This is a genomic window from Cellulomonas sp. SLBN-39 (assembly GCF_006715865.1).
In the GTDB taxonomy this organism is placed as follows: domain Bacteria; phylum Actinomycetota; class Actinomycetes; order Actinomycetales; family Cellulomonadaceae; genus Cellulomonas.
This window is the reverse complement of sequence record NZ_VFOA01000001.1, coordinates 2,579,194-2,593,854: the sequence shown is the minus strand read 5'-3', so window position 1 is coordinate 2,593,854 and position 14,661 is coordinate 2,579,194. Positions and strand designations below refer to the sequence as shown.

The window sequence follows — 14,661 nt, the reverse complement described above, 5'->3', positions numbered from 1 at the left end:
CTCACGACTCCTTCGCGTCGTCGGACCGCTGCGCCCGCCCGGCCGCCTCGTCCGAGGTGTCCGCGGGGGTGCTCGGGGCGTGCTGGGCGCTGGACTGCTCCGCGCCGACCTTCGGGTCGGCACCCGGCTGCTGCCCGGCCGGCGTGGGGCCGGCACCGGTGGCGGCGGGCTTCGCGTCCTCGTCCAGCGGTGCGGGCGGCTCGCCCGCGTCGGGGTACGCCGGGGCGGACCAGCCCCGCTCGCGAGCCAGGACCGTGCCGCGCACGGTCGGCTCCCCGGCGCCCACGCCCTCGTCGGCGCGGCCGTCGGAGAACCCGGCCAGCACCCGGCTCATCTGCTTGAACGTGCACACCGACGCGGCCCCGCGCGTGGGGGCCACGGGGACGCCCTCGCGCAGCCGGTCGACGAGGTCGCTCGCCGACGCGGGCGTCTGCTGGTCGAAGAACTCCCAGTTGACCATCACGACGGGCGCGTAGTCGCAGGCGGCGTTGCACTCGACCCGCTCGAGCGTGATCGCCCCGTCGGGCGTCGTCTCGTCGTGGCCGACGCCGAGGTGCTCGGTGAGCTCCTCCCAGATCGCGTCGCCGCCCATGATCGCGCACAGCGTGTTGGTGCAGACACCGACGGTGTACGTGCCGTTGGGGTGGCGCTTGAACTGGGTGTAGAACGTCGCGACGGCCGACACCTCGGCCGTGCTCAGCCCCAGCTCCGCCGCGCAGAACGCGATGCCGCGCGGCGAGACGTAGCCGTCCTGGGACTGCACCAGGTGCAGCATCGGCAGCAGCGCCGACCGGGCCTGCGGGTAGCGGGCGACGATCGCGGCGGCGTCGGCGGCGAGGCGCGCCCGGGTCTCGTCGTCGTACCCCGTGGCGTGCCGCTCGCCGTCGACGCGGGTGCGCAGCAGCGCGTCCTGCACCGGCTCGTGCTCGACCGACATCAGCGGTCCACCCCTCCCAGCACCGGGTCGAGGGACGCGACGGCGACGACCACGTCGGCCACCTGCCCGCCCTCGCACATCATGGAGACGGCCTGCAGGTTGTTGAACGACGGGTCGCGGAAGTGCGCGCGGTACGGCCGGGTGCCGCCGTCGGACACCAGGTGCACGCCGAGCTCGCCGCGGGGGTGCTCGACCGTCTGGAACACCTGCCCGGCCGGGACCCGGAAGCCCTCGGTCACCAGCTTGAAGTGGTGGATCAGGGCCTCCATGGAGGTGCCCATGATCTCGCGGATGTGGTCGAGGGAGTTGCCCATGCCGTCCGTGCCGATGGCCAGCTGCGCGGGCCACGCGACCTTCTTGTCGGCGACCATGACCGGACCGGCCGGCATGGCCGCGAGCCGGTCGAGGCACTGGTCGACGATCCGCATCGACTGGTAGCACTCCTCCAGGCGCAGCACGAGCCGCGACCAGCAGTCGGCGCCGTCGTCGACGGGCACGTCGAAGTCGTACGTCTCGTAGCCGCAGTACGGCGCGGCCTTGCGCACGTCGTACGGCAGCCCGGTCGAGCGGAGCACCGGACCCGTGACGCCGAGGGCCATGCACCCGGCCAGGCTGAGGGTGCCGACGTCCTTCAGGCGCGCCTGCAGGATCGGGTTGGCCAGCATGATGTCCTCGAGCTGGCGCAGGTAGTGCCGGACCTGCACGAGCGCCTCGCGCACGGAGTCCACGGCGCCGGGCGGCACGTCCTGCGCGACCCCGCCGGGGCGGATGTACGCGTGGTTCATCCGCAGGCCCGAGATGAGCTCGAAGACCTTGAGGATCTCCTCGCGGGCCGTGAAGCCCACGGTCATGACGGTGGTCGCGCCGAGCTCGTTGCCGCCCGTGGCCAGGCAGACCAGGTGGGACGTGATCCGGTTGAGCTCCATCATCAGCACGCGGATGACCGTGGCGCGCTCGGGCACGTCGTCGGTGATGCCGAGGAGCTTCTCCACGGCCAGGCAGTACGCGGCCTCCTGGAACAGCGGGGCGACGTAGTCCATGCGCGTGCAGAACGTCACCCCCTGCGTCCAGGTGCGGTGCTCCATGTTCTTCTCGATGCCCGTGTGCAGGTAGCCGATGCCGGCACGGGCCTCGGTGACGGTCTCCCCCTCGATCTCGAGCATGAGGCGCAGCACGCCGTGCGTCGACGGGTGCTGGGGGCCCATGTTGACGACGATGCGCTCCTCGCCGAGCGCCGCGGCCTCGGCCGCGATGTCGGACCAGTCGCCGCCGGACGCCTCGAACGTGGGGACGCCGGTGGTGTCGTCGTCGACGACGTGGCCGGTGGAGCGGGGGGACGCGTGGGGGGTCGCGCGGGGGGTGGGGGCGGGTCCGGCGGTCATCAGCTGTAGGACCTCCGCTGGTCGGGGGGTGGCACGGTGGCGCCCTTGTACTCGACGGGGATGCCACCCAGGGGGTAGTCCTTGCGCTGCGGGTGGCCGGGCCAGTCGTCGGGCATCTCGATGCGGGCCAGACCCGGGTGCCCGTCGAAGACCACGCCGAAGAAGTCGTAGGTCTCGCGCTCGTGCCAGTCGTTGGCCGGGTAGACGCCGGTGGTCGACGGCACGTGCGGGTCGGCCTCGGGCACCGCGACCTCGAACCGGAGCCGGCGCCCGTGGGTCACCGACACCACGTGGTAGACGGCGTGCAGCTCGCGCCCCGCCTCGTGCGGGTAGTGCACGCCGCTGACGCCCAGGCTCAGCTCGAACCGCAGGTCCGGGTCGTCGCGCAGCGCCTGCGCCACGGCCACGACGTGCTCGCGCGCCACGTGCAGCGTGAGCTCCTCGCGGTCGACGACGACGCTCTCGACGGCGGCGGCGAAGCCCGGGCCGGACTCGTCCAGCACCTCGGCGAGCACGTCGACGACCTCGTCGAACCAGCCGCCGTAGGGGCGCTCGCTCGGGCCGGGCAGCGCCACGGCCGCCACGAGCCCGCCGTACCCGGACGTGTCGCCCGACCCGTGCACGCCGAACATGCCGGTCCGCACGTCGACGAGGTCGAGCGGCGTGCGGGCCGCCTCCGGCCCCGCGGGCACGTGCTGGGCACCCGCCTCGAGCGCGGCCGCCGAGGTGCTCTGCGCTCCGGTCGTGCCCTCGCCGGGCTTCACGGCGTCGGCGGCGTCGGCCTTGAGGTCCTTCGCGTCGCTCACCGCAGCAGCCCCGTCATGTGCGACGTCGGCGTGGCGGCCATCGCCGCGGCCTCGGCGGCCGCGGCCGCCTCCTTGCGGTTGACCCCGAGCGGCTCGTTCTGGATCTGCTCGTGCAGCGCGAGGATCGCGTGGATCAGCATCTCGGGCCGCGGCGGGCAGCCCGGCAGGTAGATGTCGACGGGCACGACGTGGTCGACGCCCTGCACGATCGCGTAGTTGTTGAACATGCCGCCGCTGGAGGCGCACACGCCCATCGACAGCACCCACTTCGGCGCCGACATCTGGTCGTAGACCTGCCGCACGATCGGCGCCATCTTCTGGCTGACCCGGCCGGCGACGATCATGAGGTCCGCCTGGCGCGGCGACGCGCGGAAGACCTCCATGCCGAAGCGTGAGATGTCGTACCGGGGCGCGCCCGCGGCCATCATCTCGATCGCGCAGCACGCCAGGCCGAACGTCACCGGCCACAGCGAGCCCTTGCGGAAGTAGCCGACCAGGTCCTCGACCGTGGTCAGCAGGAACCCCGAAGGGGCCTCCTCGATGCCCATCAGGCCCTCCTCCTCGCGCGTGCCGTCGTCAGTCCCACTCGAACCCGCCGCGCTTCCACTCGTAGACGAACGGGACCGTGATCAGCGCGATGAACGCGAGCATCGCGACGAGGCCGAACGTCGCCAGCTCGGCGAAGCTCACGGCCCACGGGTAGAGGAACACCACCTCGATGTCGAAGACGATGAACGTCATCGCCACGAGGTAGTACTTGATCGGGAAGCGGCCGCCGCCGACCGCGTGCGGCGTCGGCTCGATGCCGCACTCGTACGCGTCGAGCTTGGCGCGGTTGTAGCGCTTCGGCCCGAGGATCGCGCTCGCCCCCACACCGCCCAGCGCCAGCACCGCGGCGATGCCCATGAGCACCAGGAGCGGCACGTACGGGTTGCTCATCGAGCGGTCCTCCTCGTCGTCGAGGTGCGGCCGGACGGCCGCGGGCGGGGGGTGGGGGCTGCCGGGGTCATGCTGCGGGTGCCATCCTCGCGAGCCCGGCGATCACACGGTCGACCGTGTCCCCGCCCCGGGGCTCGTAGCAGTCCGACAACAGCTTCAGGACGAACTTCATCAGCAGCGGCCGGGGCAACCCGTACCGGGTGCACAGGCGCATGACCTGGGGGTGCTCGATGATCCGGACGAACAGCCGGCCGAGCGTGTAGTAGCCGCCGAGGTCCTCGCGCATGCGCTGCTGGTACGTCGCCAGCGCCCGCTCGCGACCCGCCGCGGAGCCGCGCGTGAGGGCCTGGGAGATCGCGTCGGCGGCGACGCGTCCCGCCTGCAGGCCGTAGGCGATGCCCTCGCCGTTGAACGGGCTGACCATGCCGGCGGAGTCGCCCGCCAGCAGCAGGCCGTCGGCGTACATGGGGCCGCGGTTGAAGCCCATCGGCAGGGCCGCGCCACGCACGGGGCCGACCTGGTGCTCGGGCGTGAACTCCCACTCCGCCGGCGCGTGCGCCATCCAGCGGGCGAACAGGTCCTTGTAGTCCACCTTGGTGGCGGCGGCCGTCGAGCTGACCGAGCCGAGGCCGACGTTGGCGGTGCCGTCGCCGAGGGAGAAGATCCAGCCGTAGCCGGGCATGAGGTGCGACCGGCCGGGCTCGCCGTCCCACAGCTCGAGGTGCGACTCCATCCACGGGTCGTCGTGCCGCGGCGTGCGGAAGTACGTGCGCACGGCCACGCCCATCGGGCGGTCGTCGCGCTTGACCCGGCCCACGGCGGTGGCCAGGCGTGCGGACACCCCGCCCGCGTCGATGACCACGGGGGCGCGGTACTCCACCTCGTCGCCCGCGCGGCGGCCGGCGTCGTCGACGGGCCGGGCCCGGACGCCGACGACGCGGCCCGTGCGCTCGTCCACGACGGGACCGGTGACCGAGGTGCGCTCGGAGAGCTTGGCGCCGGCGGCACGGGCGTGCTCGGCGAGGGTCTGGTCGAACGTGGTGCGGGCGCGCGCCAGGCCGTAGGACGGGTAGCTCGACAGCTCCGGCCACGGCAGCTCGATGCGGTGGCCGCCGCCGATGACGCGCAGGCCGACGTTGCGGATCCAGCCGTCCTGCTCCCGGATCGGCACGCCCATGCGGACCAGCTCGGACACCGCGCGGGGCGTCAGGCCGTCGCCGCAGATCTTGTCCCGGGGGAACGCGGACTTCTCGAGGAGCAGCACGTCGAGCCCCGCGGACGCGCACCAGTAGGCCGCGCCGGCCCCGGCAGGGCCTGCGCCGACGACGATGACGTCGGCGTCATCGTGTGCTGCGGCCGTCATCTTCACCCCACTTGTGACGATGTTCACGTGCAACTCCGGCGAGTGTAACGAGACCCTCCGGGCCTGTCTGCGAAGGTAGGGCTTACCTGGCGCCCGCCGCGGGACGATCGTCCCGCCGGACCGCCCCACCAGCCGCTACCCGCCGGCGCCGCACGGGGCACGGGTGCGCGCGTCAGGCCTCCGGGCGTGTCGCGCGGTGCAGGGCGACGATGCCGCCCGAGAGGTTGCGGAACGCCACGTCCGTCCAGCCCGCGCGCCGCACCTGCCGCCCGAGCGCGGCCTGGTCCGGCCACTCCCGGATCGACTCGGCGAGGTACACGTAGGCGTCCGGCTCCTTGGAGACCGCGCGCGCCACGGGCGGCAGCGCCCGCATGAGGTAGTTGGTGTAGACGGTGCGGAACGGGGCGAAGGTGGGCCGGGAGAACTCGCACACGACCAGCCGCCCGCCCGGGCGCGTCACGCGCAGCAGCTCGGCCAGCGCCGCGTCGACGTCCGCGACGTTGCGCAGCCCGAACGACATGGTGACCGCGTCGAACACGCCGTCCGCGAACGGCAGGTGCAGCGCGTCGCCCGCCACGAACGGCAGGTCGGGGCGGCGGCGCTTGCCGACGCCGAGCATGCCCGTCGACAGGTCGCACGGCACGACCCGCACCCCCGCGTCGGCGAGCGGCTCGCTCGACGTGCCCGTGCCCGCCGCCAGGTCGAGGACCGTCTCGCCCGGCTGCGCCCCGAGCGCCGCGAGCGTGGCCCGGCGCCAGGCACGGTCCTGACCGAGGGAGATGACGTCGTTCGTGAGGTCGTACCGCCGGGCGACCGCGTCGAACATCGCGGCGACGTCGCGGGGGTCCTTCTCCAGGGAGGCGCGAGACATGCGCCCATCGTCGCAGGTCCGCCCCCGCGCGCCCGCCAGGCACCACCGCCACCCGCGCGGGTGACCGCCGACGGTCCGGGCGACCACGACGCACCACCTACCCTGGACGGTGATGAGCACGTCGCCCAGCTCCACGCCCGGGGAGCCCTTCCCCCACCCCCTCGTCGTCCGGACGGTCGCCCTCGACGGGCTCGGCGACGGGCGCGCGGGCGAGCCGGACCCGGCCGACCTGCTCGACCTCCTGCCGCAGGACGCGCCCCTGGCGTGGGTGCGTCGCGGCGACGGCCTCGTGGCGTGGGGCGAGGCCCTGCGCGTCGACGTGCACGGCCCCGACCGGTTCGCCGACGCCGAGCGGGCCTGGCAGCAGGTCCTCGCGCACGCGGTCGTGCGCGACGAGGTGGGGCTGCCCGGCACCGGACCGGTCGCGTTCGGCTCGTTCGCGTTCGACGGGGCGTCCGCGGACGGCGGCACCGTCGTCGTCCCCCGCGTCGTCGTCGGGCGCCGCGCCGGGCGGGCCTGGCTGACGACGCTGACGCCCGCAGCCCGCCTGGGAGCCGCACCCACGCTCGCCGAGGTCGTCACCGGGCGCACCGCGCCGACCGCGCCGGGCGCCGTCGAGTACCGGGACGGCGCCGTCGCGGCCGAGGACTGGCTCGACGTGGTGGCCCGCGGCGTGGCAGCGATCCGCGCCGGGGAGGTCGACAAGGTCGTGCTCGCCCGCGACGTCGAGGCACGCACCGAGCACCCCTTGGACGTGCGGTGGGCGCTGGCGCGGCTCGCGGGGCGGTACCGGTCGTGCTGGACGTTCAGCGTCGACGGCATGATCGGCGCGACGCCCGAGCTGCTCGTGCGCTCCGAGCGCGGGCTGGTGACCTCGCGCGTGCTCGCCGGCACGATCCGGCGCACCGGCGACGACGCGGCGGACATGGCACGCGCCGCGATCCTCGCGCACTCGTCCAAGGACCTGGAGGAGCACGAGTACGCCGTGACGTCCGTGGCCGACGCGCTCGCGCCGTTCTGCTCGTCGAGCAACGTGCCGGACGTGCCGTTCGTGCTCTCGCTGCCGAACGTGCTGCACCTGGCGTCCGACGTCACGGGCGTGCTGCGCGGCGCCGAGGGCACGCACCCGTCCTCGCTCGCGCTGGCCGCGGCCCTGCACCCGACGGCCGCGGTGTGCGGCACGCCGACGCAGGCCGCACGGGCCCTGATCGCCCGCGTCGAGGGCATGGACCGGGCCCGGTACGCCGGGCCCGTCGGGTGGTTCGGAGCCGACGGCGACGGCGAGTGGGGCATCGCGCTGCGCTCGGCCCGCGTCGACCCCGACGACCCGCACCGCCTGCGGCTGTTCGCGGGCTGCGGCGTCGTGGCGGCGTCCGACCCGGCCGCCGAGCTCGCGGAGTCCCGCGCCAAGCTCGAGCCCATGCGCTACGCCCTCGGCGGCGACTGAGCCCTCGAGGCGCACGCCCGGGGCCCCGGACGTGCGCGAGCCCGCCGCGGGGGACGTCGCGGCGGGCTCGCGTGCGGCCCGGTCAGGGGGGACCGGACCGCGGTGGGCACGACCGTCACCGGCCGGCCCAGGTCGTGCGGGGCTCAGCCCTGCTCCTGCTGCTGCTGGAACCACTCCCACAGGTCCTCGGGCGTCATGCCCTCGGGCATCCCGCTGGAGTCGTCCGGCACGGCGGGCTGCTGCTCCTGCTGGCCGAAGTCGTCCGGGCGGGTCGCGAGCGTCACGTCGACCTCGAGGGCACGGCCGTCCCGGACCACGGTCAGCGTGGCCTCGTCGCCGGAGGACATGCCGCGCACGTACGCGGTGAGGGACTCCGAGCCGCCCACGACGTCGCCGTCGATCGCGACGATCACGTCGTCGACCTGCAGGCCCGCCTCCGCCGCCGGGGACTCGTCGGTCACGGACCGCACCACGGCCCCGCGGCGCGTGACGTCGTCGGCGGTGGCCGTGCCGTCCTGGAGCGTCACGCCGAGGAACGCGTGCTCGGCCTCGCCGTCGGCGATGAGCTGCGCCGCGATCTGCTCGGCGAGGTTCACCGGGATCGCGAACCCGAGGCCGATCGACCCGGACTCGCTCGACAGGGTCGCGATCGAGGACGTGATGCCGACGACCTGGCCCTGCGCGTCGAACAGCGGGCCGCCGGAGTTGCCGGGGTTGACCGCGGCGTCGATCTGGATCGCGTTGGTCACGGCCGCCTCGCCGCCGTTCTCCTGCGTGCTCACCGGCCGGTCGACCGCCGAGACGATGCCGGTGGTGACGGTGTTGGCCAGGCCGAGAGGGTTGCCCACGGCCATCACGGACTCCCCGACGGTGACCGCGTCGGAGTCGCCGAGCACCGCGGGCACCAGGTCGTCGGGGGCGTCGACCACCTGGATGACCGCGAGGTCGGTGCTGGCGTCCGTGCCCGTGACCTCGGCCTCGAGGATGCGCCCGTCGGTGAGCGTCACCGTCACCTGACCGTCGCCGGCGCCGGAGACCACGTGGTTGTTGGTGAGGATCGCACCGTCCTCGCTGATGATGACGCCGGAGCCCTGCGACTCGCCCGCCGAGGTCGTGACGTCGATCGCGACGACGGAGTCCTGGACCGCGGCGGCCACGGCGGGCCAGTCGGGGCCCTGCGTGGTGGAGCCCGCGACCGGGACGGTGTCGTCCGCCGGCCGGCCCAGCTCGGCCAGCGAGGCCGGGCGCTGCGTGCCCGCCGAGCCGTCCACGAGCTGCGCGGCGGCGACCGCGCCGCCGCCGACGAGCAGGCCGGTGACGACGCCGGCGGTGATCCACAGCCACGCCCGGGAGCGGCGGCGCGGCGCGGGTCCGGCGGGCGGGCCCCAGGGCTGGGCGGACGACGGGGTGCCGCCGGCGGGCGGGGGCGGGGGCGTCGCCGGGCCGGCGGCGGGGGACGCGGAACCGGCGGGAGCCGGCGGGACGGGGGGTGCCGGCGGTGCGGCGTGCGCGGCGGCGGGGGCGCCGACGAGGGCCGGCTCGCGCGTGGCGCGCTGCGCGGCGTCGTACCGGGCCCACTGCTGCGCGGGCGTGAGCCGCTCGGGCGCGGGAGCGGGCGGGGTCGCCGGCAGCGGCAGGCGCTGCGTCGGCTGCGCGACGGCGAGGGGCTCGGTCGGGTGGTCCTGCTGCCCGCGGTGCGGCTGCTCGGGCGTGCTGGTCATGGCTGCCTCCTTGTCGAGACCCATCTCACCCCCAGGGACTGGGACACGCCTCCCCGAACCCTGGGAACCTGCTGTGAGTTCGCGGCGAGCGGACGCCCGGCCCCGCACCGGGACGTCACGGCCCGGCGGTCAGGGCCTTGTCCACCGCGGCGGCGACCTCGACGGCCACCCGCTCCCCCAGCGCGCGCCGCTGCGTGCGGTCCACCCGCACCTCGACCACACCCACCCCCGTGCCCGGGGCTGCGAGCGCGGGCAGCAGCCCGTCGGTGTCGACGACGCGCGTGTGCCGCACCCCGTACGCCGCGCACAGCGCCGCGACGTCGACGCCGTGCGGGGTGCCGAACACGCGCTCGAACGTCTCCGCGCGCTCGGGCTCGCCGTGCTCCAGGGTCGTGAAGACCGAGCCGCCGTCGTCGTTGGCGACGACGATCTGCAGGTCCACGCGCGGCTCGGCGGGGCCCCGCAGCAGGCCGCCGACGTCGTGCAGGAACGTGAGGTCGCCCAGGTAGGCGCGCACGCGGCGGTGCGGCAGGCCCAGGGCCACCCCCGTCGCGGTCGCGACCGTGCCGTCGATGCCGGCGAGCCCGCGGTTGGCCAGCACGAGCGGTGCGGTGTCCCAGCGGGCCACGAGGTCGAGGTCGCGCACGGGGCTCGACGCCCCGACGACGAGGACGTCGTCGGGGGCGCTGGCGCGGGCGACGGCGCGGGCCAGCGCCGGGCCGCTCACCCGCGGGCCGGAGCGGGAGCGGCGCGCGTCCTCGGGCGTGTCGAGCAGCCCGGCCAGCGCCTCCTGCGCGGCGGCGTCGGCGACCTGCCAGTCGTCCAGCCAGCCCTCGGGCGCCCCGACGCGGCCCTGGCGCATGCGGGGCGGCGGCTCGAGGAGCACCTGGGAGGCGTTGCGGGCGGCGTCCGGCCAGTCGACGCCGCGCGGGGCGACCACGACGACCTCGACGTCCGGGCGGGCCAGCAGCCGCTGCACCTGCCGCGAGAGCGTCGGACGTCCCAGCACGACCACGCGGCCCACGCGCCCGCCGAGGCGGTCGTCGTCGAGCAGCAGGCGGTAGGCGCCGATCGCGTGCGGACCCTGACGGGCGCCCGACGACGGCTCGGCGAGCAAGGGCCACCCGTTGGCCTCGGCGAGGCGCCGGGCGGTCGGACCGGCGCCGTCCCCCGCGACCACGACGGTCGGCACCGCGCCCGAGCCGCGCCGCACCCGGCGGCCGCCCTCGGTGCGCACGGTCACGGTCGGCACCGTGCCCGTCGCGGGCTCGGCGGCCTCGGCGGGCGCGTGCCTCGTCGCGACCTGCGTCAGGCCCGCCTCCGACGCGGGCGGCCACGGCGCCTCGTCGGGCACCAGGGGGTCGCGGTACGCCAGGTCGAGGTGCACGGGGCCGGGGTCGCCGGTGCGGGCGCCGAGCGCGGTGGCCACGGCGCGCGAGACCAGCCGGCGCAGGTCCCGGTCCTCCCCCGTGCGCCCGTCCGGCGCGGGCACGTCGACGGCGAGGCGCACGGCCCCGCCGAACATGCCGACCTGCTCGGTGGTCTGGTTGGCGCCGGTGCCGCGCAGCTCGTGCGGTCGGTCGGCCGTCAGCAGCAGGAGCGGGAGCCCGGCGTGGTGGGCCTCGAGGACGGCGGGGTGCAGGTTCGCGGCCGCGGTGCCCGACGTGGTGACGACGGCCACGGGGCGCGGTCCGGCGGGTGCGGGCTCCCCGTGGCGCGGCGGGTGCGCGGACGCGCGGCACAGACCCAGGGCGAGGAAGGCGGCGTCGCGCTCGTCGACGCGCACGTGCAGGCGGACCGCCGGGGCGCCCGCGGGACGGTCCTCGTCGGGGCGCGCGGCGTCGGCCAGGGCGTACGCGAGCGGGGCGCTGCGCGACCCCGGGGCCAGCACCACGTCCCGCACCCCGAGGGCCGCGAGCGCCTGCACGAGGACCCGGGCCGCGGCGATCGCCGGGGGGCCGGGGTCGACGGGCCGGCGGGCGGCGCGTCGGGCCGGGACCCGTGCGGTCGTCCCGGTGCGGGGGGCGTCGTCGGGGGTCGCGCTCACGTCGGCCATCATGCCCGAGCCCGCACGGCGTCCAGGCGCGCGCCCCAGCGCGCGACGAGCGGCGCGGGCGCGGCGGCGGCCGCGAGCAGCGCAGGGTCCGGCGCGGGCCGGCGCACCTCGATCGCCCCGTCGACGGGCAGCAGGGGCTCGGCGACGAGGTCGGACGCGAGCAGCTGGGCGGTCGCCAGGCCGCACGCGTAGGGCAGCTCGGGCAGCGCCGCGGCCAGCGCGAGACCGGCGGCCAGGCCCACGGACGTCTCCAGCGCCGAGGACACCACCACGGGCAGACCCATCTGCTCGGCCAGCCGCAGCGAGGCGCGGACGCCGCCGAGCGGCTGGGCCTTGAGGACCACGACGTCCGCGGCGTGCAGGCGCGCGACGGCCAGGGGGTCGTCGCTGCGGCGCACGGACTCGTCGGCGGCGAGCGGCACGTGCGTGCGCCGGCGCAGCCGGGCGAGGTCCTCGACCCCGGCGACGGGCTGCTCGGCGTACTCCAGCCCGCCGGCCGCCCGGTCGAGCGCGGCGAGCCGGGTCACGGCGGTGCCGACGTCCCAGGCGGTGTTCGCGTCGACGCGGATCGCACCGTCGGGGCCGAGGGCGTCGCGGACCGCCTCCAGGCGCGCCTCGTCGGCGTGCGGGTCCTGGCCCGGCTCGGCGACCTTGACCTTGGCGGTGCGGCAGCCGCCGGACGCGGTGACGATGCGGTGCGCGTGATCGGGGGCGACCGCCGGCACCGTGACGTTGACGGGCACGTGCGTGCGGACGGGCGGGGGCCAGCCCTCGTCGGCCGCCTCCCGCGCAGCCTGCCACCAGCGGACGGCGGCGTCGTCGTCGTAGTCCCAGAAGGGGCTGCACTCGCCCCAGCCGGCCGCGCCCCGCACGAGGACCCCGTCCCGGGAGGTCAGCCCCCGGAAGCGGGTGCGCAGGGGGACGGACCAGACGACGACGTCGGAGATCGGCAGCACGCCACCAGCGTAGGGAGGCCCCGCACCGGCGCGCGCGGGGCCGCCTCCCCAACGGCCCACGCGCGAGGGCGCGCCGCCCTAAGGTCGACGGGACGGCGGCACGAGCGCCGACCGATGCGGAGGCACCATGGTCAGCGCTGCACGCCCTGCGCCCGATGACGACCTGCGCGGGCTCCGGCGTCTTGGCGGATGGGGCGCGATCGGCTCGGTCGCTCTCGTCGCTGTGCAGGTCGCGACGTTCTCCGTCCGGCCGCCCGCACGCACGACGCCGGAGGTCTTCGCGCTCATGATCGACGACCCGGTGGTCGGCCTGCTCTCCCTCGACGCCCTGTACCTGGTGAACAACCTGGCCGTGTGGCTGCTGTACCTGGGGTGGGCGGCAGCGCTGCGCACCGTGTCGAGGTCGGGCGTCGTCCTGGTGGTCGGCCTGGGCACGCTGCAGATGGCTGCGTACGTCGCGTCGAACCCGGCGGCCGAGATGCTGACCCTGGCCCGCGCGCACGCCGCGGCCGACGACGCGGGTCGCACGGCGCTCGAAGCCGCGGGAGAGGCCGTGCTGGCGGGCTGGACCGGCACGGCCTTCCTGACGTACTACCTGCTCGGCGCGGTCGTCCTGCTCCTGGTCGCACGACTCCTGCACCTGGCGCCCGACGCTCCGCGGGGGTCGTCCCTGTGGGCGGCCGCGGCGGGTGCGCTCATGCTGGTCCCCTCGCCGTTCGGCGTGGTCGGGCTGGTCGCGTCCCTCGCGTCGCTCGTGCCGTGGTGCGGCCTGTGCCTGATCTCTGCACGGTGGCTCCTCGGCCGGTCCGAGGGCCCCGACCGGGAGACTCCCGCCGACCACGCCACCGCATAGGGTCGTCCGGTGAGCGACGACACCCCCGCCGGTCCCCCGCTGCCGGACCGCGTCTCCGACACCTTCGACCCGGCCCGGTGGCGCACGGTCGCCGGGTTCGAGCACCTCACCGACATCACCTACCACCGGGGCGTGGCCCGGCCCGACGCGGCGCAGACCGCGGCCGGTGCGGTGGCGCGGGACCTGCCGGTGGTGCGGGTGGCGTTCGACCGGCCCGAGGTGCGCAACGCCTTCCGCCCGCACACCGTCGACGAGCTGTACGCCGTGCTCGACCACGCGCGCACGACGTCCGACGTGGGGACGGTCCTGCTCACGGGCAACGGCCCCAGCCCCAAGGACGGGGTGTGGGCCTTCTGCTCGGGCGGGGACCAGCGCATCCGGGGCCGGGACGGGTACCGGTACGCCGAGGGCGAGACCGCCGAGGCCATCGACCCGGCCCGCGCCGGCCGGCTGCACATCCTCGAGGTGCAGCGGCTGATCCGGACGATGCCGAAGGTCGTCGTGGCGCTCGTCAACGGCTGGGCCGCGGGCGGTGGGCACTCGCTGCACGTGGTCGCGGACCTGAGCGTCGCGAGCCGTGAGCACGCGCGGTTCAAGCAGACCGACGCGGACGTGGGCTCGTTCGACGGCGGCTACGGCTCGGCGCTGCTGGCGCGGCAGGTCGGGCAGAAGCGGGCCCGGGAGATCTTCTTCCTCGCCCGGGAGTACTCCGCGCAGGACGCGTACGACTGGGGTGCCGTCAACGACGTCGTGGACCACGCGACGATCGAGGAGGTGGGCCTGGAGTACGCGCGGGTGATCGCGTCGAAGTCGCCCCAGGCGGTGCGGATGCTGAAGTTCGCGTTCAACCTGGCGGACGACGGGCTGGCCGGCCAGCAGGTGTTCGCCGGTGAGGCGACCCGGCTCGCGTACATGACGGACGAGGCGGTCGAGGGGCGCGACGCGTTCCTGCAGCGGCGGGCGCCGGACTGGTCGGGCTTCCCGTACGCCTACTGACGCCGGCGCGTCGTCGGGCGGCTCAGGCGGAGACCCACCGGGCGACGTCGAGGACCGCGGTCAGCAGGGCCGTGCCGCCGACGAGCAGGGCGACCAGGACGAGGCCGGCGGCGACGACCGCGAGCGCGGACCGCACGTCGTGCTGCGGCTGCGCGGGGGCGTCGGTGGCGGACGGGACGAGGGCCGGGGCGTGGTGCGTGGTCATGGCACCAGCCTGGTCGGGGAGTCGCCCGCGGCGCGTCCGCCGGGGGTCGGGCGCCGCGGGTGAGGTCCGTCCACCGTGCGGCGCCGCGGGGTCCCCCTGCGGGATGACGCCGGGCGCCCCCGCCGGGCC

14 protein-coding genes are annotated in these 14,661 nt (G+C 75.9%); 3 read left to right on the top strand and 11 right to left on the bottom strand.

Annotated features, from left to right (window positions below):
- Position 1: 1 nt before the first annotated feature.
- The 7 genes from nuoE to FBY24_RS11900 form a co-directional block, all read right to left on the bottom strand.
- A complete protein-coding gene (gene nuoE, locus FBY24_RS11930) occupies positions 2 to 937 on the bottom strand; it encodes an NADH-quinone oxidoreductase subunit NuoE (RefSeq protein WP_142160852.1) in 936 nt (311 codons plus the stop codon).
- Positions 937 to 2,319, bottom strand: a complete 1,383-nt coding sequence (locus FBY24_RS11925) for an NADH-quinone oxidoreductase subunit D (protein ID WP_142160850.1) — start codon at positions 2,317 to 2,319, stop codon at positions 937 to 939. The genes nuoE and FBY24_RS11925 overlap by 1 nt, the downstream gene beginning before the upstream one ends.
- Positions 2,319 to 3,125, bottom strand: a complete 807-nt coding sequence (locus FBY24_RS11920) for an NADH-quinone oxidoreductase subunit C (protein ID WP_142160848.1) — start codon at positions 3,123 to 3,125, stop codon at positions 2,319 to 2,321. The genes FBY24_RS11925 and FBY24_RS11920 overlap by 1 nt, the downstream gene beginning before the upstream one ends.
- The gene (locus FBY24_RS11915) at positions 3,122 to 3,673 is read right to left on the bottom strand and encodes an NADH-quinone oxidoreductase subunit B family protein (RefSeq protein WP_140457356.1); all 552 of its coding nucleotides are present in this window, start codon (positions 3,671 to 3,673) and stop codon (positions 3,122 to 3,124) included. The genes FBY24_RS11920 and FBY24_RS11915 overlap by 4 nt, the downstream gene beginning before the upstream one ends.
- 28 nt (positions 3,674 to 3,701) lie before the next feature.
- Positions 3,702 to 4,064: an NADH-quinone oxidoreductase subunit A gene (locus FBY24_RS11910; protein WP_142160846.1), complete on the bottom strand. Its 363-nt coding sequence runs from the start codon at positions 4,062 to 4,064 to the stop codon at positions 3,702 to 3,704.
- Between the two features lie 67 nt (positions 4,065 to 4,131).
- A complete protein-coding gene (locus FBY24_RS11905) occupies positions 4,132 to 5,427 on the bottom strand; it encodes a geranylgeranyl reductase family protein (RefSeq protein WP_142160844.1) in 1,296 nt (431 codons plus the stop codon).
- 172 nt (positions 5,428 to 5,599) lie between these two features.
- Positions 5,600 to 6,298, bottom strand: coding sequence for a demethylmenaquinone methyltransferase (locus tag FBY24_RS11900; protein ID WP_142160843.1), 699 nt, complete (start codon positions 6,296 to 6,298; stop codon positions 5,600 to 5,602).
- 112 nt (positions 6,299 to 6,410) lie between these two features.
- On the opposite strand from FBY24_RS11900, the gene FBY24_RS11895 reads away from it, so the two are divergent.
- Entirely contained in the window at positions 6,411 to 7,745 is a 1,335-nt protein-coding gene (locus FBY24_RS11895; protein ID WP_142160841.1) for an isochorismate synthase MenF, read from the top strand.
- 143 nt (positions 7,746 to 7,888) lie between these two features.
- On the opposite strand, the gene FBY24_RS11890 is transcribed toward FBY24_RS11895, so the two are convergent.
- The 3 genes from FBY24_RS11890 to FBY24_RS11880 all read right to left on the bottom strand — a co-directional run bounded on the left by FBY24_RS11890 (position 7,889) and on the right by FBY24_RS11880 (position 12,475).
- Positions 7,889 to 9,466 carry a S1C family serine protease gene (locus FBY24_RS11890; protein ID WP_255432370.1) on the bottom strand — a complete coding sequence of 526 codons (1,578 nt, stop codon included), beginning with the start codon at positions 9,464 to 9,466 and terminating at the stop codon, positions 7,889 to 7,891.
- A 115-nt stretch (positions 9,467 to 9,581) separates the two neighbouring features.
- The gene (menD, locus tag FBY24_RS11885; RefSeq protein ID WP_142160837.1) at positions 9,582 to 11,525 is read right to left on the bottom strand and encodes a 2-succinyl-5-enolpyruvyl-6-hydroxy-3-cyclohexene-1-carboxylic-acid synthase; all 1,944 of its coding nucleotides are present in this window, start codon (positions 11,523 to 11,525) and stop codon (positions 9,582 to 9,584) included.
- Positions 11,522 to 12,475, bottom strand: coding sequence for an o-succinylbenzoate synthase (locus FBY24_RS11880; RefSeq protein ID WP_370511029.1), 954 nt, complete (start codon positions 12,473 to 12,475; stop codon positions 11,522 to 11,524). The genes menD and FBY24_RS11880 overlap by 4 nt, the downstream gene beginning before the upstream one ends.
- 130 nt (positions 12,476 to 12,605) lie before the next feature.
- On the opposite strand from FBY24_RS11880, the gene FBY24_RS11875 reads away from it, so the two are divergent.
- Both FBY24_RS11875 and FBY24_RS11870 read left to right on the top strand, forming a co-directional pair.
- Entirely contained in the window at positions 12,606 to 13,331 is a 726-nt protein-coding gene (locus FBY24_RS11875; RefSeq protein ID WP_142160833.1) for a hypothetical protein, read from the top strand.
- Positions 13,332 to 13,340: 9 nt separating this feature from the next.
- Positions 13,341 to 14,327 carry a 1,4-dihydroxy-2-naphthoyl-CoA synthase gene (locus tag FBY24_RS11870; protein WP_174243490.1) on the top strand — a complete coding sequence of 329 codons (987 nt, stop codon included), beginning with the start codon at positions 13,341 to 13,343 and terminating at the stop codon, positions 14,325 to 14,327.
- A 22-nt stretch (positions 14,328 to 14,349) separates the two neighbouring features.
- Here FBY24_RS11870 and FBY24_RS11865 read toward each other — a convergent pair whose 3' ends face one another.
- Positions 14,350 to 14,532, bottom strand: a complete 183-nt coding sequence (locus FBY24_RS11865; RefSeq protein ID WP_142160831.1) for a hypothetical protein — start codon at positions 14,530 to 14,532, stop codon at positions 14,350 to 14,352.
- Positions 14,533 to 14,661 lie beyond the last annotated feature (129 nt).